A 19,840-nucleotide genomic window follows, 5' to 3' on the forward strand; every position below is an offset into this window, starting at 1 on the left:
GCGACGGCCCGCGGCAGCCCGCGGCCCTGCGGCAGTAGCGCCCGGCTTCCCGCCCGCACGCCCCGCTTTAACTAGGGTGGGAGAGCGGGCGGGGGAGCGGCATGGGACGGGTTCTGATCTACGGCGGCACCGGGGGCATCGGGGCCGCCACGGCCCGGGCCCTGCGGGCGCGCGACTACCCGCTCCACCTCGTCGCCCGCGACGCGGCCCGGCTCGACGCGCTGGCGGCCGAGCTCGGCGACACCACGGTGACGGCGGGCGACGTCGGCGACGAGGCCCTGTTCGCGCGCGCCGCCGAGGCGGCGGGCGGGGAGCTGTCGGGCCTCGTCTACGCGGTCGGCACCATCAACCTCAAGCCCCTGGGGCGCCTGAAGGCCGAGGAGATCGAGGCGGATTTCCGCATCAACGCGCTCGGCGCCTTCCTGGCCGTGCAGGCGGCGGCCCCGGCCCTGAAGGCGGGGGCCGGCGAGGGGACGAGCGGCGTCGTGCTGTTCTCGACGGTCGCGGTGGCGCAGGGGTTCACGGCCCACGCCTCGGTGGCGATGGCCAAGGGGGCCGTCGAGGGGCTCGCGCTGACGCTCGCGGCCGAGCTCGCGCCGGGCATCCGGGTCAACGCCGTCGCGCCCTCCCTCACCCGCACCAACCTCGCCCGCTCCCTCACCGCCAACGAGACCGTGGCGAACGGGATCGCCGGCATGCACGCCATCGCGCGCCTCGGCGTCCCGGAGGATGCGGGGGCCCTCGCGGCCTTCCTGGTCTCGGACGATGCCGGCTGGATCACCGGCCAGGTGATCGGCGTCGACGGCGGGCGCTCCCGGGTGCGCACCAAGGGCTGAGGGGGAACCGTCCTGGGCACGCTCCGCCTCGTCCTCGGCGACCAGCTGCACCCGCGCCTCGCGAGCCTCGCCGACCTCGATCCGGCGGCCGACGTGGTGCTGATGGTCGAAGTCGCCGAGGAGGCGACCTACGTGCGCCACCACAAGCAGAAGCTCGTGCTGGTGCTCTCCGGGATGCGCCACTTCGCGGCCGACCTGCGGCGCGAGCGCGGCGCGCGCGTGGACTACGTCTCGCTGGAGGATCCCGGGAACACCGGGTCGTTCACGGGCGAGCTCCTCCGGGCGGTGGCGCGCCACCGGCCCGACCGGGTGGTCGTCACGGAGCCCGGCGAGTGGCGGGTCTGGGAGATGATGCGAGCCTGGGGCGAGGCGCTCGAGGTGCCGCTGGAGATCCGCGACGACACCCGCTTCCTGTGCCCGCGCTCCGTCTTCGCCCGCTGGGCGGAGGGCCGCGCCGAGCTCCGCATGGAGACGTTCTACCGGGCGATGCGGCGGCGCACCGGCTTCCTGATGGAGGGGCGGGAGCCGGCGGGCGGGCGCTGGAACTTCGATCGCGACAACCGCCGCCGCCTGCCGGCCGACCACGCCGTGCCCCGGCGCCTGCGCTTCGCCCCGGACGCGGTCACGCGCGGGGTGATGGCCCTCGTCGCCCGGCGCTTCCCCGACCATTTCGGCGAGCTAGAGGCGTTCGGCTGGCCGGTGACCCGGGCCGAGGCGCTCGACGCCCTGCGGCACTTCGTGGAGGCGTGCCTGCCGGCCTTCGGGGACTACCAGGACGCCATGCGGGCGGACACGCCGTTCCTCTACCACGGCCTGATCGCGCCGGCCCTCAACCTCGGCCTCCTCGACCCCGAGGAGGTCTGCCGGGCCGCCGAGGCCGCCTACCGCCGGGGCGGCGCGCCGCTCAACGCGGTCGAGGGCTTCATTCGGCAGATCATCGGCTGGCGCGAGTACGTGCGCGGCCTGTACTGGGCCCGGATGCCGGACTACGCCGGGACGAACGCGCTCAGCGCCGGCCGCGACCTGCCGTGGTTCTACTGGTCGGGCGAGACCGACATGGCGTGCCTGGCCGGGTGCGTGCGCGACACCCGCGTCCACGCCCACGCCCACCACATCCAGCGCCTCATGGTCCTCGGCAACTTCGCGCTGCTCGCCGGGATCGCGCCCGCGCAGGTCGAGGCCTGGTTCCTCGTCGTCTACGCCGACGCCTACGAGTGGGTGGAGCTGCCGAACGTCCACGGCATGGCCCTGTGGGCCGATGGCGGCCTCCTCGGCTCGAAGCCCTACGCGGCGTCCGGCGCCTACATCGACCGCATGTCGGATTACTGCGGGGATTGCGCCTACGACGTCCGGGCGCGCGCCGGCCCGGGAGCCTGCCCGTTCAACGCCCTCTACTGGAACTTCCTGATCGCCCACGAGGCGCGGCTGCGGCACAACCCGCGCCTCGCCATGCCCTACCGCACCCTCGCCCGGATGAGCGCGGCGCGGCGGGCGGAGATCACCGCCGACGCGGGCCGGTTCCTCGCCTCCCTGGGCAACGCTCCCGCGGCCGCCCCCCCGCGGGCGCCCTCAGAGCGGCGTCCACACCGCGAGCGCGCCGTAGACGCCGGGACGCCGGACCTGTTCCTCGTAGACCCATCCGGCTGAGACGCGCAGGCGCACGCGCCCGACCGCGACGTCGGTGGCGTGCAGGCCGAGGCTCCACTTCCGGTAGCCGGTGCGGTCGGCGTAGAGCGCCGCCTCCGGCCCGACGTAGAACGACAGCACCCGCGCGCCCCAGGAGGCCCGGCCCCAGATCGTGGTCCGGGCGCTGCCGGCGATGAGCGTGCCCGTGAGCAGCGTCGCCCCGGTCGGCCGCGCCCAGACCTCGCCGTGCAGCCGGAGACCGGGCGCGGGGGCCGGCAGCCGCTTCGTCGCGGCGCTGTCGAGCACCTCGAACGCGAGCTCGGGGCCGGCGAACAGCGTCACGACGCCCCACGCGTGGAGCCATTGCCAGCCGCCGAGCGCGCCCGCGAGGACGGTGTGACGCAGGACGCGCGGGGGGCGGGCGCCCGCGGATGCCCGGGGATCGCCGTAATAGTCGCGCTCGGGGCGCAGGCCGTAGCCGACGCTCCCGAGCGCCACGAAGCCGTCCGCGGCCGGGCCGCCGGGAGCGTGCTTGGCCCCGACGGCGACGAAGGACGAGCGCCCGGCGTCGAGGCTGCCGAACAGCACCGTGCGCGCATCCGCGCGCTCGTCGCCCCGGCTCGGACCAGCCCCGAGGCAGAGCGCCGCGGCGACCAGGATGGTCCCGGGACGTGCCGGGCGGGCGGGAAGACGTCGCACGGCGGCAGGACGGTCCCTGAAACGACATCGCGGAAATCTCCTTTCCGTATAACGCAGCGTCACGCGGCCCGATACGGGAAATCTGCGGCCGATCCCGCCGCCAGGTGAGCACCGATCGACGCGCGGCGTCTGTAAGAACCTGGAGACCGGCAATGGAGATCTGCAACGGAGACTCGGCGGATCCCCGGCGAAGGTCGGCGCCGTTGCCGCGCGGGCGTGAATCCGGGTATTCGGTCGGCACGCGCGCGACCCGCACCGGCCGATCGGTCCGATCGACTGCAAACCGCACCGCCCCGGCCTGCGCGATGCGGTGCCGAACCGATTAGTGCGGTCTGCCAGCACTCATCCATTGATGCTGCCAACGACGGCGTCGTCCGATGTCGTCGCGATGACGCGTGCTTGATCTTAACCGATGCTTAACCACATCATCGCACGCTTGGCTGGCAAACTATTCCCGCACCCGAGGGCATCACCGCGGCGAGGAGGTTCCATGGTCTCCAAGGAGTTCATGCGTCGGATCGAGGGCTACGGCCTGACGACGGCCCACATCCTCTACCGCATCCCCGACCACCCCGGCGTGCTCCAGACCTTCGTCTGGCAGGAATACGACCTCGCGCCCCGCTTCCCCGTGCTGACGGATTTCCTGTCCTTCTGGGAGCGCGAGCTCGACGGGCCGCTGCACTCGGTGCGGGTGGCCCACTCGCACCTGATCAAGCCGGCGGAGTTCCGGACCGTGAACGGCGTGCTGACGCTGCACTGAGGCGGGCCGGGGCGCGGTTTTCATCCGGGCTGCCCCACGAATGCCCGCTTGGCCGTGTCTGAGCACCGGGGCGGGAACGGTACGCCCGCATCGGCGATTCACCTCGGTGAGCAATGCACAGACGATTCCTCTCGGCGGCCCGGCCGCTGCGCGCGCGCCTCGGGCGGCTGCCCCCGGCTCCCCCCCGCGAGGGCGAGCGCGGCCACGCCGCCGCGGCGCGGGCCCGCGGGTTGGCCCGGCCACCGGACTGGGCTAGAGGGGAGCCCGCCAACCCGGCACCGGACGGCCCAGCCCCCTTGACCCAATTCGCGCGTACTTCCGAGGTCCTCACCGTCCTGGCCGCCCAGGAATCGGAGCGGCTCACCGTGGGAGACATCGTGTCGGTCCTGCGCGACCGGGCCTTCGCGCTCCTCGTGGTGCTGCTCGGCCTGCCCAACTGCCTGCCGATGCCGCCGCCGATCCCGCTGATCTGCGGCCTGCTCCTCGCCCTGGTGGCGGCGCAGATCGCCGCAGGCATGTCGGCCCCCTGGCTGCCCCGCACCCTCCTCGGCCGCTCCATCGCCCGGGCCGACCTGCAGCGGGCCGTGGCGCGCGCCGTGCCGCTCCTGCGCCGGCTCGAGCGCTGGTCCCGGCCGCGGCTGCGGGTGTTCGAGAACGGCATCGGCATGCGCACGATGGGGCTCCTGCTCCTCGCGCTGGCGCTGGTGCTGATCGTCGCGGCGCCCCTGGTCGGGCAGATCCCCCTCGGGCTCGCCGTCACGCTGATGGGCCTCGGGCTCGTGGAGCGCGACGGCATCGTGGTGGTGGCTGGCCTCACCGTCGGCGTGCTCGGGGTGCTCCTGAACCTCGGCTTCGTCTACGCGGTCTTCACCGCCATCGTCGGCCTCCTCAACCTCGGGGCGGTCTCGCGCGGTTTCGTCTGACGGAGCGGCTCCCCGGGCGGGCCGGCCTGCGGCCCGCGCCGCCTCAGCGCGCCGTCCCGCCGAGGCCCGCCAGGGCCGCCGGCGTGTCGACGTCGAGCAGGATCCCGGCCTCCTCGACCGGCACCTCCAGGACGTCGCTCCGGGCCGCCAGCAGGGGCCCGGCGCCGCGGTCGCCGGCGAGGGACGACAGGCCGTCCGCGAGCAGGCGCCGGTTCAGCAGCACCGGGTTGCCCCGCCGCCCCGCCCGCACCGGCACCACGGCGGCGGGGGCCGGAGCGCCGCCCGCGGCGGCCTCCCGGAACGCGCCCGCGAGCCGCACCAGCAGGCCGGCGCCGATCCGCGGCATGTCGCCGAGGAGCACGATCGCCCCCTCGACGGCGTCCGGCAGCGCCGCGAGCCCGGCCCTGAGGGAGGTCGCCATGCCGTCCGCGTAGGCCGGGTTGCGCACCAGGGTCAGGGGCAGCCCGCGCAGCGCCGCGCGGACCTCCGGCTCGGCGTGGCCGAGCACCGCCACCACCGGCCCGAGGCCCGAGGCCAGGGTCGTCGCGGCCAGGGCCGCCGCGGCGGCGTGGCGCACCAGCGGCTCGCCGTCGAGGCGGGCGAGGAGCTTCGGCTCCGGGCCGAACCGGGTGCCGCGCCCGGCCGCCAGCAGCACGAGGCCGACCGGCGCCTCAGGCATCCGCGTCGCTCCCGCCCCCGGACCGGGGCTGGGGCCGCGACACGATCTCCATCAGCAGCCCGCCGACGCCGAAGCCGACGATGTCCTGGCGGGTGACGGGCAGATCCGCGAGCAGGCGGTGCAGGATCCAGTCGAAGCCGTTCTCCTTGGGGGAGCGGGCGCAGCCCGGCGCGCCGATCACCGGCACGGCGCCGAGGCGGCCGAGGAGCAGCAGGTTCCCGGGATCGACCGGCATGCCGAGGTGGTCGACCCGCCCGCCCGCGGCCTCGATCCCGGCCGGGATGACGTCGCGCCGGTCGGCGATGGCGGAGGCGCCGAACACCACCGCGAGGTCGGCCCCGTCCCGCTCCACCGCGTCCCGCAGGGCGCCCGCCACGGCGGCGGCCTCGTGCGGCACCCGCACCTCGGCGGCGAGCGCCGCGCCGGTGGGCGCGAGGCGCGCCTCGAGGGTGCGCAGGGTCTTCTCCACCACGCTCGCCTTGAGGCCGGGCAGCAGGGTCGAGACCGCCGCGACCCGCCGGCGCCGGTAGGGCGCGACCCGGATCGCCGGCGCCGCCGCGGCGGCGAGCGCCCGGTCCAGCACCGCGCCCGGCACGGCGTACGGGATGATCTTGACGGTCGCCACCATCTCGCCGGGCACGACCGGCTTGAAGGCCGGGAGCGTCGCCAGGGTCACGGCCTCGTCGACGCCGTTCACGGCCGCGACGACGGCCGGGTCGAGGCACAGCACCCCGGCCTCGGCGGCGTGGAGGTTGGAGCGCCCGGTGAACGGGGGCTCGACGGTGAGGCCCGGGCCGGCCGCCGCGCGCGCCAGGGCGTGGGCGGCGTCGTCCTCGCCGACGTCGCCCGCCTCGAGCGCGACGGCGACGACCTCGCGGATGCCGGCCGCCGCGAGGCGGAGCGCGTCCTCGCGGCCGATCACCCGGCCCTTGCGCACCACCGCGTCGCCGGCCCGCACCGAGTGGGCGGCGATGAGCCCGGCGGCCTCCGCCACCGGAACCGGCCCGAACCTCATGCGGGGGCCCGGCGCCGGTCCTGGCGCAGGGCGCCGATCACCTCGGCGAGCACCGAGACGGCGATCTCGGCCGGGCTCACGGCGCCGATGTCGAGGCCGATGGGCGCCCGGATGCGGGCGATCTCGGCCTCCGAGAGCCCCGCCGCCCCGAGGCGCTCGACGCGCCGCCCGTGCGTCTTGCGCGAGCCGAGCGCGCCGACGTAGAAGCACGCGGCCCGGGAGGCGGCGACGAGCGCCGGGTCGTCGATCTTGGGGTCGTGGGTCAGGGCCGCGACGGCCGTGTAGCGGTCGAGGGGCGGCAGCCGGGAGAGCCCCTCGTCGGGCCAGAGCGGCAGCAGGGAGACGTCGGGGAAGCGCTCGGGCGTCGCGAAGGCGGTGCGGGGATCGATCACCGTGACGTCGAGGTCGACGAGCGCCGCCATGGGCGCGAGCGCCTGGCTGATGTGGACGGCGCCGATCACCACGAGCCGCGGCGGGGGCACCTGCACGGTGAGGAAGAGCGGTCCGCCCCCGGCCTCGACGATCCCGCTCCTGCCGGACCGGAAGCGGGCGAGCAGCTCGGGGGCGAGGGGGTCGGCCTCGGCGTCGGCCTCGCGCACGAGGCGCTGCGTCCCGTCCGCGACGGCCGTGACCAGGATGGCGGCGCGGCGGGCGGCGCGCTCGCGGTTGAGGTCCCGCAGGAGGTCGAGCTTCACGGCCGCCTCACGCGACCGGCTCGACGAGGACGCGGATGCGGCCGCCGCAGGAGAGCCCGACCCGCCAGGCGGTCTCGTCGGCGACGCCGAACTCGAGCACCCGCGGCCGGCCGTCCTCGATCACGTCGGCGGCCTCGGCGATGACCGCGCCCTCGACGCAGCCGCCCGAGACCGAGCCGAGGAAGTTGCCCTCCTGGTCGATGACGAGGTGGCTGCCGACCGGGCGCGGGGCCGAGCCCCAGGTCTCGATCACGGTGGCGAGGGCGACGCCGCGGCCGGCGTCGCGCCAAGCCTCGGCGGCGGAGAGGATGTCGGTGTCGGTCGACAGCATGGCGGTGGCCTCCCGCGCGCCGGCCCGTGGCCCCGAGCGCGCGACACGCACAAGGTAGGTGTCAGCCGGCCGCGCGCAACCACGCCGTCGGATCGGCCGCGCGGGACGGGGCTGCGCCGAGCGCGCGGCAGAGGTCCGCCATCGCGGCGAGGCTGTGGATCGGCCGGAAGTCGTCGACGTGGGGCAGCATGGCCCGGATGCCGGTGGCGCGGGCCGCGAAGCCCTCGAAGCGCAGGAGCGGGTTGAGCCAGACCAGGCGCCGGCACGAGCGCCGGAGCCGGTCCATCTCGAAGGTCAGCTCCGGCGTGACCTCGCGCTCGAGCCCGTCCGTGAACAGCAGCACGACCGCCCCGCCCCCCAGGACCCGCCGCGACCAGCGCCGGTTGAAGACGTGCAGCGCCTCGGCGATGCGGGTGCCGCCCTCCCAGTCCTGCGCCCGGCCGCTCGCCCGCGCCAGCGCCTCGTCCGGGTCGCGGCGGGCGAGCTCGCGGGTGATGTTGGTGAGCCGCGTCGCGAACACGAAGCTGTGCACGCGGCGCTTCTCGCTCACGGCGTGCAGGAAGTGCAGGAACAGCCGGGAATACTCCGCCATCGAGCCGGAGATGTCGCAGAGGGCGACGAGGGGCGGCGGGCGCACCCGGGGGCTCCGGAAGGCGAGGTCGATGGCCCCGCCCGCCCGCACGGTGCGGCGGAAGCTGCGGCGGGGGTCGATGCGGCCCCGCGCCGTCGCCTCGAAGCGGCGCGTCGGCGTCGCGTCGTCGGGCATCCGCAGGGCCGCGATCAGGCGCCGGGCCTGCGCGACCTCGTCGGCGCTCATCTGGGCGAAGTCCTTGGCCTTGAGCACCTCGCGCTCGGAGACCGACAGGTAGGCGGTGGAGAGGTCCTCCTCCTTCACCTCGGGCGGCCGGCGCTCGACCTTCGGGCTCAGGGCCTCGCGCACCCGCAGGGCGCCGGGATTGGGGGCCTTGGGCGGCGCCTTGTCGGGCGCCACCGGCGACATCTGGGCGATCATCGCCTCGATCAGGTCGCGCCGGCGCCAGAACAGCCGGAACGCCTCGGCGAACAGGGCCGAGTGCTCGTGCCGGCGCACCAGCACGGCGTGGAGCGTCCAGTAGAACTCCTCCCGGGTGCCGATGGCGGCGGCCTCGACCGCCGTCACGGCGTCGAGCACGTCGCCCGGCCCCACGGGCAGGCCGGCCGCCCGGAGCGCCCGGGCGAAGTAGGCGATGTTGGCGGGGAGCCGGCCGCTGCTCTGGCTCATCGGGCGGCGGACCGCACCTCGTCGAGCAGGGCCTTGGCGCGGCCGCCCTGCATGGCCTGGATGTCGTCCTGGTACTTCAGCAGCACGCCGAGCGTGTCGATGACGAGCGTCGGGTCGAGCGCGATGGCGTCGAGCTCGACGAGCGCCGTCGCCCAGTCGAGGGTCTCGGCGACGCCCGGCGCCTTGAACAGGTCCTCCTTGCGGATCGCCTGCACGAAGGCGACGACGTCGCGCGAGAGGGAGGCGGGGGCGTCCGGCAGGCGGGTCCTGAGGATCTCGAGCTCGCGGGCGGCGTCCGGGTAGTCGACCCAGTGGTAGAGGCAGCGCCGCTTGAGGGCGTCGTGGATCTCGCGGGTCCGGTTCGAGGTCAGGATCACCACCGGCGCCCCGGCGGCCCGGATGGTGCCGAGCTCCGGGATCGTGACCTGGAAGTCGGACAGGACCTCGAGCAGGAAGGCCTCGAAGGCCTCGTCCGTGCGGTCGAGCTCGTCGATCAGCAGCACCGGCGCGCCGCCCTCCCCCGGCTCCAGGGCCCGCAGCAGGGGCCGGCGGATCAGGTAGCGCTCGGAGAACAGCTCCGCCTCGAGGCGCGAGCGGTCGACGCTCCCGCCCGCCTCCGCGAGGCGGATCGCCATCATCTGTCCGGCGTAGTTCCACTCGTAGACGGCGGCCGCGACGTCGAGCCCCTCGTAGCATTGCAGCCGGATCAGGGACCGCCCGAGGCCGCGGGCCAGCACCTTGGCGATCTCGGTCTTGCCGACGCCCGCCTCCCCCTCGAGGAAGAGCGGCCGCCCGAGCTTGAGGGACAGGAACACCACCGTGGCGAGCGCCCGGTCGGCGACGTAGCCGGCGGAGGAGAGCAGCGCCAGGGTGGCGTCGATGGAGGTGGGCAGGGTCATTCGGCTTCCGTGGAGTGCGCCAGCATTGTCGCGCGGCGGGCGGTCGTTTGCAGCCCCGCGACGGGCCGGCGCCGGGGCCGGCGGGAGGGCGACCGCCCCCCCGGGGAGCGGGCGGTCTCCCCCCGCGGGGGGAGACCCCGGGCGCTAACGGTCGGCCGCCTTCTGGACCGCGCGGCGGGCCATGACGCCGATCAGGTGCGCCCGGTAGGCGGCGTCGGCGTGCAGGTCGCTGTTGAGGTTCGCCGGCGAGGCCGACAGGCCGTCGAGGGATTTCGGCGAGAAGCGCTTGGCCAGCGCCTCCTCGGCCTCCGTCCAGCGGAAGACGCCGTTCGAGCCCGCCCCCGTCACGGTGACCCGGATGTCGCTCGGGCGCTTGGCCACGAACACGCCCACGAGGGCGTAGCGCGAGGCCGGGTTGCGGAACTTCTCGTAGGCGGCCTTGTGGGGGATCGGGAACGACACCGAGGTGACGATCTCGCCCTCTTCGAGCGCGGTCTCGAACAGCCCCGTGAAGTAGTCCTCGGCCGCGATCTTGCGCTTGTTGGTGCCGATGGTGGCGCCGAGGGCCAGGCAGGCGGCCGGGTAGTCGGCGGCGGGATCGTTGTTGGCGACGGAGCCCCCGATGGTGCCGCGGTGGCGCACCGCGGGGTCGCCGATCAGGGCGGCGAGCTCGGTCAGGGCCGGGATCGCCTCCCGGATCTCGGCCGAATCCGCCACCATGGCGTGGGTGGCCATCGCGCCGATCGTGACGGCGCGGGGCGTGCGCTCGATGCCCGCGAGGTCGGGCACCCGGGCGAGGTCGACGAGGCTGCCGGGCGCCGCGAGGCGCTGCTTCATCGTCGGCAGCAGGGTGTGGCCGCCGGCCACGATCTTGGCGTCGGCGTCCTTGGCGAGGAGGCCGGCGGCCTCCTTCAGGCTGGTCGGGTGGTGGTAGGCGAAGGCGTACATCGGGGGTCCCCTCTTACTCGGCGGCCGCGGGCTGGAGGTGCGGGCTCGCCTGCGCGGCCCGCCACACCGCCAGCGGCGTCGCCGGCATCGCGATGTTCTCGTGCCCGAGGGCGTCCGTCAGCGCGTTCATCACCGCGGCCGGGGCCGCGATGGCGCCGGCCTCGCCGCAGCCCTTGATGCCGAGCGGGTTCGACGGGCACGGCGTCACCGTCATGCCGACCTCGAACGAGGGCAGGTCCTCGGCCCGGGGCATGCGGTAATCCATGAAGCTCGCGGTGACGAGCTGGCCGTCGGAATCGTAGACGGCGCCCTCGAACAGGGCCTGGCCGACGCCCTGCGCGATGCCGCCGTGGACCTGCCCCTCGACGATCATCGGGTTGATGATGTTGCCGAAATCGTCGACCGCGGTGAAGCGCTCGATGGTGACGTGGCCGGTGTCGGGATCGACCTCGAGCTCGCAGATGTGGACGCCCGCCGGGAACGTGAAGTTGGTGGGGTCGTAGAACGCCCCCTCCTTCAGGCCGGGCTCGAGCTCGGCGCCGGTGAACTTGTGGGCGATGTAGGCCTGGAGCGCGACCTCGCCGAAGGCCAGCGACCGGTCGGTGCCGGCGACCGAGAAGCGGCCGTCCTTGAACTCGATGTCGCCCTCGCCGGCCTCCAGGGCGTAGGCCGCCACCTTGCGGCCCTTGGCGACGACCTTGTCGAGCGCCTTGGCGATGGCCGACATGCCGACGGCGCCCGAGCGCGACCCGTAGGTGCCCATGCCGAACTGCACCTTGTCGGTGTCGCCGTGCACGATGGAGACGCTCTCGATCGGCACGCCGAGCCGGTCGGAGACGAGCTGCGCGAAGGTGGTCTCGTGGCCCTGGCCGTGGCTGTGGGAGCCGGTCAGCACCTCGATCGAGCCCGTCGGGTTCACCCGCACCTCCGCGGATTCCCACAGGCCCACCCCGGCCCCGAGGGAGCCCACCGCCTGGGACGGGGCGATGCCGCAGGCCTCGATGTAGGACGAGAAGCCGAGGCCCCGGAGCTTGCCGTTGCGGGCGCTCTCGCGCCGGCGCCGGGGGAAGCCCTTGTGGTCGGCGATCTCCAGCGCCTTGTCGAGGGAGGCCGCGTAGTCGCCCCCGTCGTACATCATGATGACGGGCGTCTGGTGCGGGAACGCCTTGACGTAGTTGCGGCGGCGGAACCGCGCCGGGTCCTGGCCGAGCTGGCGCGCCGCCACCTCGGCGAGGCGCTCGATCACGAAGGTCGCCTCCGGGCGGCCGGCGCCCCGGTAGGCGTCCACCGGCGCGGTGTTGGTGTAGACCCCGTCGACCTCGCAGTAGATCGCCGGGATGTTGTACTGGCCCGACAGCAGGGGCGCGTACAGGTAGGTCGGCACCGAGGACGCGAAGGTCGACAGGTAGGCGCCGAGGTTGGCGATGGTGTGGACCTTGAGCGCCAGGATCCTGCCGCTCTCGTCGAGGGCCATCTCGGCGTGGGTGACGTGATCGCGGCCGTGCGCGTCGCACAGGAAGGCCTCCGTGCGGTCGCTCGTCCACTTCACGGGCCGGCCGACCTTCCGGGCCGCCCAGACGCAGACCGTCTCCTCGGCGTAGATGAAGATCTTGGAGCCGAAGCCGCCGCCGACGTCGGGCGCCACCACCCGGAGCTTGTTCTCGGGCGCGATGCCGATGAAGGCAGACAGCACCAGCCGGGCGACGTGCGGGTTCTGGCTCGTGGTGTAGAGGGTGAACTGCTCCTCGGCCTCGTCGTAATCCCCGATGGCGGCGCGGGGCTCGATGGCGTTGGGCACCAGGCGGTTGTTCACGAGGTCGATCGCCGTGACGTGCGCCGCCCGGGCGAAGGCGGCCTCGACGTCGGCCTGGTTGCCGAGGTGCCAGTTGAACACGGTGTTGTCGGGCGCGACGTCGTGGATGACCGTGCCGGCGCCCGCGGCCCGGGCGGTCTCCACCACGGCGGGCAGGAGGTCGTACGCGACCGCGATCGCCTCGGCGGCGTCCTTGGCCTGGGACAGGGTCTCGGCCACCACCACGGCGACGTGGTCGCCGACGTAGCGCACCTTGCCCTGGGCCAGGGCCGGGTGCGCCCCGGCCTTCATCGGGGTGCCGTCCTTCGAGTGGATCATCCAGCCGCAGATCAGGCCGCCGACCTTGTCGGCCGCCAGGTCCTCGCCGGTCAGGACCGCGAGCACGCCCGGCATGGCGCGCGCCGCCCCGGCATCGATGCCGCGGATCGCCGCGTGGGCGTGGGGCGAGCGCAGGAAGCAGGCATGGGCCTGGCCCGGGCGGTTGAAGTCGTCGACGTAGCGGCCCTTACCGGTGATGAAGCGCTGGTCTTCCTTGCGGCGCACGGGGGCGCCGATGCCGGTGGCGGTCATGGTCTCTCTCCCGTGATGGCCTGGCGCGGGCCCGTCGGGGCGCCGGCTCGGTCGCGGCCCGGCCCCGGACGGTTCGCCGCCGGACCGGACCTCCTGTCTTGGGGCCCCGTCCCGGGGTCCTGTCCCGGAGTCCCGGGGTCCAGTCCCGGGGTCCAGTCCCGGGGTCCTGTCCCGAGGTCCCGGCGCGCCGGGACCCCGCGGGCCCTCGGGCGCGCTACTCCGCGGCGGCCTGCTGCGGCCCGCCCGCCATGGCGGCGGCGCCCGCGCCGATCGCCTTGACGATGTTGTGGTAGCCCGTGCAGCGGCAGATGTTGCCCTCGAGCTCGTGCCGGATGGTGTGCTCGTCGAGGGCGTGGCCCTTGCGCCGCACGAGGTCCACCGCGGTCATGATCATGCCGGGCGTGCAGTAGCCGCACTGGAGGCCGTGGTGCTCCCGGAAGGCCGCCTGCATCGGGTGCAGGGCGCCGCCGGAGGCCAGGCCCTCGATGGTCGTGACCTCGCGGCCCTCGCACTGGACGGTGAGCACCGTGCAGGCCTTCACGGCCTGCCCGTCGAGGTGCACCACGCAGGCGCCGCACTGGCTCGTGTCGCAGCCCACATGCGTGCCCGTGAGGCGCAGGGAATCGCGCAGGTACTGCACCAGCAGGGTGCGCGGGTCGATGTCGGCGGTCACGGCCTTGCCGTTCACCGTCAGGCTGACGGAGCTCATGGGATGCCTTCCTCCTCCTGGCCGATGCCCCCGGACCCTTGAGCGGGTCCCGTGCGGTGTGTGGACCAGGGCCGGCCGCGTCCTGGCTGGAATTGCTCGAATTCGAGTGTCAACCGCCCGGAACGAACGGTCAAGGAGGGGTCCGGTGGACCTTTGGACGCCCAAACCGGCCGAAATCCCGCCAAACCGGCGCGGGCCGGCGCCTGCTGGCGCGGGCAGGCTCCCGGCCGCACGACGGGGCGGCCGATCGGCCGGGCGTGATCGAGCCGTGGGCAGAGGGCTGCCCGGCCGGGCGTGATCAAGCCCTGGGCAGGGGGACGCCCGGCCGGCGGGCGTCAGGCCGCGGGCGGGCCGCCCTGCACCTCCTTGGCGAAGGTGTCGAAGAAGCCGTCCGCGTACTTCTTGGCGACGCCGTTGATCAGGCGCCCGCCGAGCTGGGCGATCTTGCCGCCGACGCTCGCGTCGACGTCGTAGGTCATCCTGGTCTGGCCGCCCTCGACCGGCTCGAGCCGGACCACGGCGCCGCCCTTGGCGAAGCCCGCGACGCCGCCCTGCCCCTCGCCCGAGATGCGGTAGCCGTTCGGGGGGTCGATGTCGGAGAGGGTGACCTTGCCCTTGAAGGTCGCCTTCACGGGGCCGACCGCGATCTTGGCCGAGGCCTGCAGCTCGTTGTCGGCGGTCTTCTCCAGCACGTCGCAGCCCGGGATGCAGCGCTTGAGCACCTCCGGGTCGTTGAGCTTCTCCCACACGGTCTGCTGGTCGGCGGGCAGCACGACCTCGCCCGTCATCGTCATCGCCATCGCGGCGCTCTCCCCCTCGGCGGACATTGCCCCGCACGAGGATAGCGGAGCGGTTCGGCGCGAGCCACCCGGCCTTTCGCACACCCGCCCGGCGGGTCCCGATTGTCGAGTGGTGCGGTGCTTGCTAAGGCTGGTCCCGAGGAGCGGCCGGCACGCGGGGACACGCGCGCGGCCGACCCGGGGGGCCCGAGCGCCGCTGCGCTCCAGGATTATGGAGAACGTGACCGCATGGAGGTCTTCGCGCAGCAGCTCATCAACGGGCTGACGCTGGGGTCGATCTACGGCCTCATCGCCATCGGCTACACGATGGTGTTCGGCATCATCGGGATGATCAACTTCGCCCATGGCGACGTGTTCATGCTGTCCGCCTTCATCGCGCTGATCACCTTCCTGATCCTCACCACCTGGCTCGGCATCTCGTCGATCGCCCTCGCGCTCCTGATCGTGCTGGTGGTGGCGATGGTGCTGACCGCCCTCTGGGGCTGGTCGATCGAGCGCATCGCCTACCGGCCCCTGCGGGGCTCGTTCCGGCTGGCGCCCCTGATCTCGGCCATCGGCGTCTCGATCTTCCTGTCGAACTTCGTCCAGGTGGTGCAGGGCGCCCGCAACAAGCCGACGCCGCCGATGATGCGCGAGGTCATCGTGCTCTGGACCGGGGAGAACGGCTACGCGGTCGCGCTCTCCTACCGGCAGATCGTCATCATGGCGGTGACCGCCGTGCTGCTCGCCGGGTTCTGGTACCTCGTGCAGCGCACGCCCCTCGGCCGGGCCCAGCGGGCCTGCGAGCAGGACCGCAAGATGGCGGCGTTGCTCGGCATCGACGTCGACCGCACCATCTCGCTGACCTTCGTGCTCGGGGCCGGCCTCGCGGCCGTGGCCGGCACCATGTACCTCCTCTATTACGGCGTCGTGTCGTTCGCCGACGGCTTCGTGCCGGGGGTCAAGGCCTTCACGGCGGCGGTGCTCGGCGGCATCGGCAGCCTGCCGGGGGCAGTGCTCGGCGGGCTCATCATCGGCCTCGTCGAGACCTTCTGGTCGGCCTACTTCTCGATCGAGTACAAGGACGTGGCGGCGTTCTCGATCCTCGCCATCGTGCTGATCTTCATGCCCTCCGGCATCCTCGGCCGGCCCGAGGTCGAGAAGGTCTGATGGCAACGCCGGCCCCCGCCCCCGCCATCGCGGCCGCCCCCGCGGCGGCCCGCCCCCCCCTCGACGTCGCCGGGATCGTCAGGGACGCGGCCCTGTTCGCGCTCGTGACCTTCGGCCTCTGCGTCCCGATCATCGCCTTCCGCACCGACCTCAGCGAGACCAGCGCCCTCGGCCTGAAGCCGCGCTGGGGCCTCGTCGCCATCCTGTGCGGGCTCGTGTTCCTGGGCCGCCTCGCCCAGCGCGCGGTGGTGGCCAACCGCGACGCGCGCCGGGCCCTGACGCCGGCGCCCCGGCAGGCCACCGAGGCCGTGGACGCGACCCCGAACGCCGGCCAGAGGGTGTCGGGCCTCGCCCTGCCGCTGTTCCTCGGCGTCGCCGCGACGTTCCCGCTCCTCGCCGTCCTGGGCACCGGGGGGCTCGGCGAATCGCGCTACTGGGTCGACCTCGGCATCCTGATCCTCACCTACGTGATGCTCGGCTGGGGCCTCAACATCGTGGTGGGCCTCGCCGGCCTCCTCGACCTCGGCTACGTAGCCTTCTACGCGGTGGGCGCCTACTCGTACGCGCTCCTCTCCACCACGCTCGGCTGGTCGTTCTGGGTCTGCCTGCCGCTCGCCGGCTTGTTCGCGGGCCTGTGGGGGATGATCCTCGGCTTCCCGGTGCTGCGCCTGCGCGGCGACTACCTCGCCATCGTGACGCTCGCCTTCGGGGAGATCATCCGCCTCGTCCTGATCAACTGGCAGGACTTCTCGGGGGGCGGTGCCGGCATCTCGTCCATCCCCCGCGCCACCTTCTTCGGCATCCCGTTCACGGCGGACGAGGACGGCTTCGCGGCCCGGCTCGGGCTCCCGTTCAGCCCGATGCACCGGGTGATCTTCCTCTACTACCTGATCCTGGCCCTCGCCCTGGTCACCAACCTCGTCACCCTGCGCCTGCGCCGGCTGCCGATCGGGCGGGCCTGGGAGGCCCTGCGCGAGGACGAGATCGCCTGCCGCTCGCTCGGCATCAACACCACCAACACGAAGCTCACCGCCTTCGCGCTCGGCGCCATGTTCGGGGGGTTCGCGGGCTCCTTCTTCGCCGTCCGGCAGGGCTTCGTCAGCCCCGAGAGCTTCAACTTCCTGGAGAGCGCCATCATCCTGGCCATCGTGGTCCTGGGCGGCATGGGCTCGCAGATCGGCGTCGCCATCGCGGCGGTGGCGATGGTCGGCGGGCCCGAGATGCTGCGCAACCTCGGCTTCCTGAGCGCGGTCTTCGGCGAGGGCTTCGACCCCAACGAGTACCGCCTGCTCCTCTTCGGCCTCGCCATGGTGCTGATGATGATCTGGCGCCCCCGCGGCCTGATCTCGGAGCGCTCGCCCTCCCTGGTGCTGAAGGAGCGCAAGCGCATCTCGGGCTCGTTCGTGAAGGAGGGGCACGGCTGATGGGCGCCCCCTCCCCCCGCCTCGACGACCCGGTGCTGACGGTCGACCACGTCACCATGCGGTTCGGCGGCCTCGTGGCCGTCAACGACCTCACGTTCCGGGCCGGGCGCGGCGACATCACCGCCCTCATCGGGCCCAACGGCGCCGGCAAGACCACGGTCTTCAACTGCATCACCGGCTTCTACAAGCCGACCGAGGGCATGATGACCCTGCGCCACCGGGACGGCGCGGAGTTCCTGCTCGAGCGCCTGCCCGGCTACGCGGTGAACCGCCGCGCCCGCGTGGCCCGCACCTTCCAGAACATCCGCCTCTTCACCGGCATGACGGTGCTCGAGAACCTCCTGGTGGCCCAGCACAACCCGATGATGCGGGCCTCCGGCTACACGCTCGCGGGCCTCGTCGGCCTGCCGGCCTACCGGCGGGCCGAGAAGGCGGCGATCGACAAGGCGGTGGAGTGGCTCACCCGCATCCACCTGATCCACCGGGCCGACGACCCGGCCGGGGACCTGCCCTACGGCGACCAGCGCCGGCTCGAGATCGCCCGGGCGATGTGCACCGACCCGGTGCTGCTCTGCCTCGACGAGCCCGCGGCCGGCCTCAACCCCCGGGAATCGCTGGCGCTCAACGACCTCCTGCGGGCCATCCGGGACGACCACGACACCTCCGTGCTCCTGATCGAGCACGACATGTCGGTGGTGATGGAGATCTCCGACCACGTCGTGGTGCTCGATTACGGCACCAAGATCGCGGACGGCACCCCGGCCGAGATCCAGAGCGACCAGAGCGTGATCGCGGCCTATCTCGGCGTCGAGGACGAGGAAGTCGAGACGGTCGAGGCGGAGGTGGGCGTATGACGGTCTCGACCTGGGCGGCCTTCGCGGCGGCGTCGGCGCTCCTGCTGGTGATCCCCGGACCGACGATCCTCCTCGTCGTCTCCTACGCCGTCGGGAGCGGCTTCCGGGCGGCCCTGCCGGCCGCGATCGGGGTCGCCCTCGGGGACCTCACCGCGATGACGCTCTCGCTCCTCGGGCTCGGCGCGCTCCTGGCGGCCTCCGGCAGCCTGTTCACGCTCCTCAAGTGGTGCGGCGCGGCCTACCTGGTCTGGGTCGGGGTGAAGCTCTGGCGGGCGGGCGGCGCCGTCGCGGCCCCGCCGCGGGCGGGCGCCCCGGCGCTCCGCATGGCGGCGCAGGCCTGGCTCGTCACCACCCTCAACCCGAAGAGCCTGACGTTCTTCATCGCCTTCCTGCCCCAGTTCCTCGACCCGCAAGGGGACCTCTTGACCCAGATGGCGATCTTCGAGGCGACCTTCGTCTCCCTCGCGCTCCTCAACGCCCTCGGCTACGCGCTCGCCGCCTCCCGGGCCGGCGGGCTCCTCGCCCGGCCCGGGCGGCGGCGCCTCCTCAACCGTCTCGGCGGCGGCCTCCTGATCGGGGCCGGCCTCGCCGCGGCCCGGAGCGCGCCGTGAGCGTCGCGGGCATCAACGTCCTGGTCGACGAGACCCGCGCCCGCGAAGCGGGCGCCCGCGCGCCGCTCCTCACCGTGCGGGGCGTGAAGACCTATTACGGCAACATCATCGCCCTCAAGGGCGTCGACCTCGACGTCAACGAGGGCGAGATCGTCACCCTGATCGGGGCGAACGGGGCCGGCAAGTCGACCCTGATGATGACGATCTTCGGCAGCCCGCGGGCCCGGGAAGGCAGCATCACCTACGCGGGCCGGGACATCACCCGGATGCCCACGCACGAGATCGCCCGGCTCAACCTGGCGCAATCGCCCGAGGGCCGGCGCATCTTCCCGCGCATGACCGTCTACGAGAACCTCCAGATGGGGGCCGCGGTCAACGGCGGCACCCACTTCGTGCAGGACCTGGAGCGCGTCTGCGGCCTGTTCCCGCGCCTCAAGGAGCGCCTGCACCAGCGCGGCGGCACCATGTCGGGCGGCGAGCAGCAGATGCTCGCCATCGCCCGGGCGCTGATGAGCCGGCCCCGGCTCCTGCTCCTCGACGAGCCCTCGCTCGGGCTCGCGCCGCTGATCGTCAAGCAGATCTTCTCGGTGATCCGGGAGCTCAACGAGCGCGACGGGATGACGGTGTTCCTGGTGGAGCAGAACGCCTACCACGCTCTCAAGCTCGCGCATCGCGGCTACGTCATGGTCACCGGCACCATCACGATGTCGGGCTCGGGCAAGCAGCTGCTCGACGACCCGTCCGTGAAGGCGGCCTACCTCGAGGGGGGGCGGCACTGATGCAGGGCATCCTCTACGAGGAGAGCACGGTCTGGCTCTTCCTGTTCGTGACGGTGGTGATGGGCGGCTGGGGCGCCTGGATGATCGCCCGGGGCATCGCCCTGGGGTGGCGGCCCTACTGGCAGGTCGTCGTGGCGCTGCTGCTCCTCGGCGTCGCCGTGCGCTTCATCCACCACGCGCTGTTCGAGGGCACCTTCGTGTCGCCGCACTACTACGTCGTCGACACGATCGTGCTGCTGGCCGTCGGCTCGCTCGGCTACCGCACGACCCGGGCCCGGCAGATGACGACCCAGTACCGCTGGCTCTACGAGCGCACCGGCCCGCTGACGTGGCGGACCCGCGGCGGGGCGGGCGCGTAGGGCGGGCGCCGCTTTTTCCGTCGTGACTTCGACGGAGCGGCGCGCGAGAGTTGCAGGATTCCGGAGGTCTCCCTCCGGTTCGTCCCGGCCCCCCCGGGGG

General features: G+C 73.6%; 21 protein-coding genes. 10 read left to right on the top strand and 11 right to left on the bottom strand.

Annotated elements, in window-relative coordinates; all coding sequences use genetic code 11:
- Nucleotides 1-101 precede the first annotated feature (101 nt).
- Together DT057_RS18850 and DT057_RS18855 are read left to right on the top strand one after the other, a co-directional pair.
- Nucleotides 102-836, top strand: coding sequence for an SDR family NAD(P)-dependent oxidoreductase (locus tag DT057_RS18850; protein ID WP_128563642.1), 735 nt, complete (start codon nucleotides 102-104; stop codon nucleotides 834-836).
- Nucleotides 837-848: 12 nt separating this feature from the next.
- A complete protein-coding gene (locus tag DT057_RS18855; RefSeq protein WP_128563643.1) occupies nucleotides 849-2,483 on the top strand; it encodes a cryptochrome/photolyase family protein in 1,635 nt (544 codons plus the stop codon).
- On the opposite strand, the gene bcsS is transcribed toward DT057_RS18855, so the two are convergent.
- A complete protein-coding gene (bcsS, locus tag DT057_RS18860; RefSeq protein ID WP_238313619.1) occupies nucleotides 2,406-3,161 on the bottom strand; it encodes a cellulose biosynthesis protein BcsS in 756 nt (251 codons plus the stop codon). The two genes, DT057_RS18855 and bcsS, sit on opposite strands and share 78 nt — an antisense overlap.
- A gap of 490 nt (nucleotides 3,162-3,651) precedes the next feature.
- Here bcsS and DT057_RS18865 point away from each other — a divergent pair, with 490 nt between their 5' ends.
- Together DT057_RS18865 and DT057_RS18870 are read left to right on the top strand one after the other, a co-directional pair.
- Nucleotides 3,652-3,921, top strand: coding sequence for an usg protein (locus tag DT057_RS18865; RefSeq protein WP_128563644.1), 270 nt, complete (start codon nucleotides 3,652-3,654; stop codon nucleotides 3,919-3,921).
- 296 nt (nucleotides 3,922-4,217) lie between these two features.
- Nucleotides 4,218-4,844, top strand: coding sequence for an exopolysaccharide biosynthesis protein (locus tag DT057_RS18870; RefSeq protein ID WP_128563645.1), 627 nt, complete (start codon nucleotides 4,218-4,220; stop codon nucleotides 4,842-4,844).
- 43 nt (nucleotides 4,845-4,887) lie between these two features.
- Here the strand turns inward: DT057_RS18870 and DT057_RS18875 are convergent, their stop codons facing one another.
- From DT057_RS18875 to DT057_RS18920, 10 genes are all read right to left on the bottom strand, one after another.
- The gene (locus DT057_RS18875) at nucleotides 4,888-5,523 is read right to left on the bottom strand and encodes a nucleotidyltransferase family protein (protein ID WP_128563646.1); all 636 of its coding nucleotides are present in this window, start codon (nucleotides 5,521-5,523) and stop codon (nucleotides 4,888-4,890) included.
- Nucleotides 5,516-6,538, bottom strand: a complete 1,023-nt coding sequence (locus DT057_RS18880) for a molybdopterin-binding protein (protein ID WP_128563647.1) — start codon at nucleotides 6,536-6,538, stop codon at nucleotides 5,516-5,518. The genes DT057_RS18875 and DT057_RS18880 overlap by 8 nt, the downstream gene beginning before the upstream one ends.
- Entirely contained in the window at nucleotides 6,535-7,233 is a 699-nt protein-coding gene (locus DT057_RS18885) for an XdhC family protein (protein ID WP_128563648.1), read from the bottom strand. Before DT057_RS18885 ends, DT057_RS18880 begins: the two co-directional genes overlap by 4 nt.
- Before the next feature lie 7 nt (nucleotides 7,234-7,240).
- Nucleotides 7,241-7,564 carry an XdhC family protein gene (locus tag DT057_RS18890; protein ID WP_128563649.1) on the bottom strand — a complete coding sequence of 108 codons (324 nt, stop codon included), beginning with the start codon at nucleotides 7,562-7,564 and terminating at the stop codon, nucleotides 7,241-7,243.
- 61 nt (nucleotides 7,565-7,625) lie between these two features.
- Complete coding sequence (locus DT057_RS18895; protein WP_128563650.1) at nucleotides 7,626-8,825, bottom strand: vWA domain-containing protein; 1,200 nt, start codon at nucleotides 8,823-8,825, stop codon at nucleotides 7,626-7,628.
- On the bottom strand, nucleotides 8,822-9,724 hold the full coding sequence (locus tag DT057_RS18900) for an AAA family ATPase (protein ID WP_128563651.1): 903 nt from the start codon (nucleotides 9,722-9,724) through the stop codon (nucleotides 8,822-8,824). Before DT057_RS18900 ends, DT057_RS18895 begins: the two co-directional genes overlap by 4 nt.
- 144 nt (nucleotides 9,725-9,868) lie before the next feature.
- Complete coding sequence (locus DT057_RS18905; protein ID WP_128563652.1) at nucleotides 9,869-10,672, bottom strand: FAD binding domain-containing protein; 804 nt, start codon at nucleotides 10,670-10,672, stop codon at nucleotides 9,869-9,871.
- A gap of 13 nt (nucleotides 10,673-10,685) precedes the next feature.
- Complete coding sequence (locus DT057_RS18910; protein WP_128563653.1) at nucleotides 10,686-13,055, bottom strand: xanthine dehydrogenase family protein molybdopterin-binding subunit; 2,370 nt, start codon at nucleotides 13,053-13,055, stop codon at nucleotides 10,686-10,688.
- Between the two features lie 214 nt (nucleotides 13,056-13,269).
- On the bottom strand, nucleotides 13,270-13,764 hold the full coding sequence (locus DT057_RS18915) for a (2Fe-2S)-binding protein (protein ID WP_128563654.1): 495 nt from the start codon (nucleotides 13,762-13,764) through the stop codon (nucleotides 13,270-13,272).
- 335 nt (nucleotides 13,765-14,099) lie between these two features.
- Nucleotides 14,100-14,564: an SRPBCC family protein gene (locus DT057_RS18920; protein ID WP_128563655.1), complete on the bottom strand. Its 465-nt coding sequence runs from the start codon at nucleotides 14,562-14,564 to the stop codon at nucleotides 14,100-14,102.
- Between the two features lie 228 nt (nucleotides 14,565-14,792).
- On the opposite strand from DT057_RS18920, the gene DT057_RS18925 reads away from it, so the two are divergent.
- The 6 genes from DT057_RS18925 to DT057_RS18950 are packed head-to-tail and all read left to right on the top strand — an operon-like array spanning nucleotide 14,793 to nucleotide 19,740.
- A complete protein-coding gene (locus DT057_RS18925) occupies nucleotides 14,793-15,713 on the top strand; it encodes a branched-chain amino acid ABC transporter permease (protein ID WP_128563656.1) in 921 nt (306 codons plus the stop codon).
- Nucleotides 15,713-17,137: a high-affinity branched-chain amino acid ABC transporter permease LivM gene (gene livM / locus DT057_RS18930; protein ID WP_128563657.1), complete on the top strand. Its 1,425-nt coding sequence runs from the start codon at nucleotides 15,713-15,715 to the stop codon at nucleotides 17,135-17,137. Before DT057_RS18925 ends, livM begins: the two co-directional genes overlap by 1 nt.
- The gene (locus DT057_RS18935; RefSeq protein WP_128563658.1) at nucleotides 17,137-17,991 is read left to right on the top strand and encodes an ABC transporter ATP-binding protein; all 855 of its coding nucleotides are present in this window, start codon (nucleotides 17,137-17,139) and stop codon (nucleotides 17,989-17,991) included. Before livM ends, DT057_RS18935 begins: the two co-directional genes overlap by 1 nt.
- Nucleotides 17,988-18,602 (top strand): LysE family translocator, encoded by a 615-nt coding sequence (locus tag DT057_RS18940; protein WP_128563659.1) that lies wholly within the window; start codon nucleotides 17,988-17,990, stop codon nucleotides 18,600-18,602. Before DT057_RS18935 ends, DT057_RS18940 begins: the two co-directional genes overlap by 4 nt.
- On the top strand, nucleotides 18,599-19,381 hold the full coding sequence (locus DT057_RS18945; protein ID WP_128563660.1) for an ABC transporter ATP-binding protein: 783 nt from the start codon (nucleotides 18,599-18,601) through the stop codon (nucleotides 19,379-19,381). The genes DT057_RS18940 and DT057_RS18945 overlap by 4 nt, the downstream gene beginning before the upstream one ends.
- A complete protein-coding gene (locus DT057_RS18950; protein ID WP_128563661.1) occupies nucleotides 19,381-19,740 on the top strand; it encodes a DUF6867 family protein in 360 nt (119 codons plus the stop codon). Before DT057_RS18945 ends, DT057_RS18950 begins: the two co-directional genes overlap by 1 nt.
- Nucleotides 19,741-19,840 lie beyond the last annotated feature (100 nt).

The sequence above is a fragment of the Methylobacterium crusticola genome (assembly GCF_003574465.1).
Lineage (GTDB): Bacteria > Pseudomonadota > Alphaproteobacteria > Rhizobiales > Beijerinckiaceae > Methylobacterium > Methylobacterium crusticola.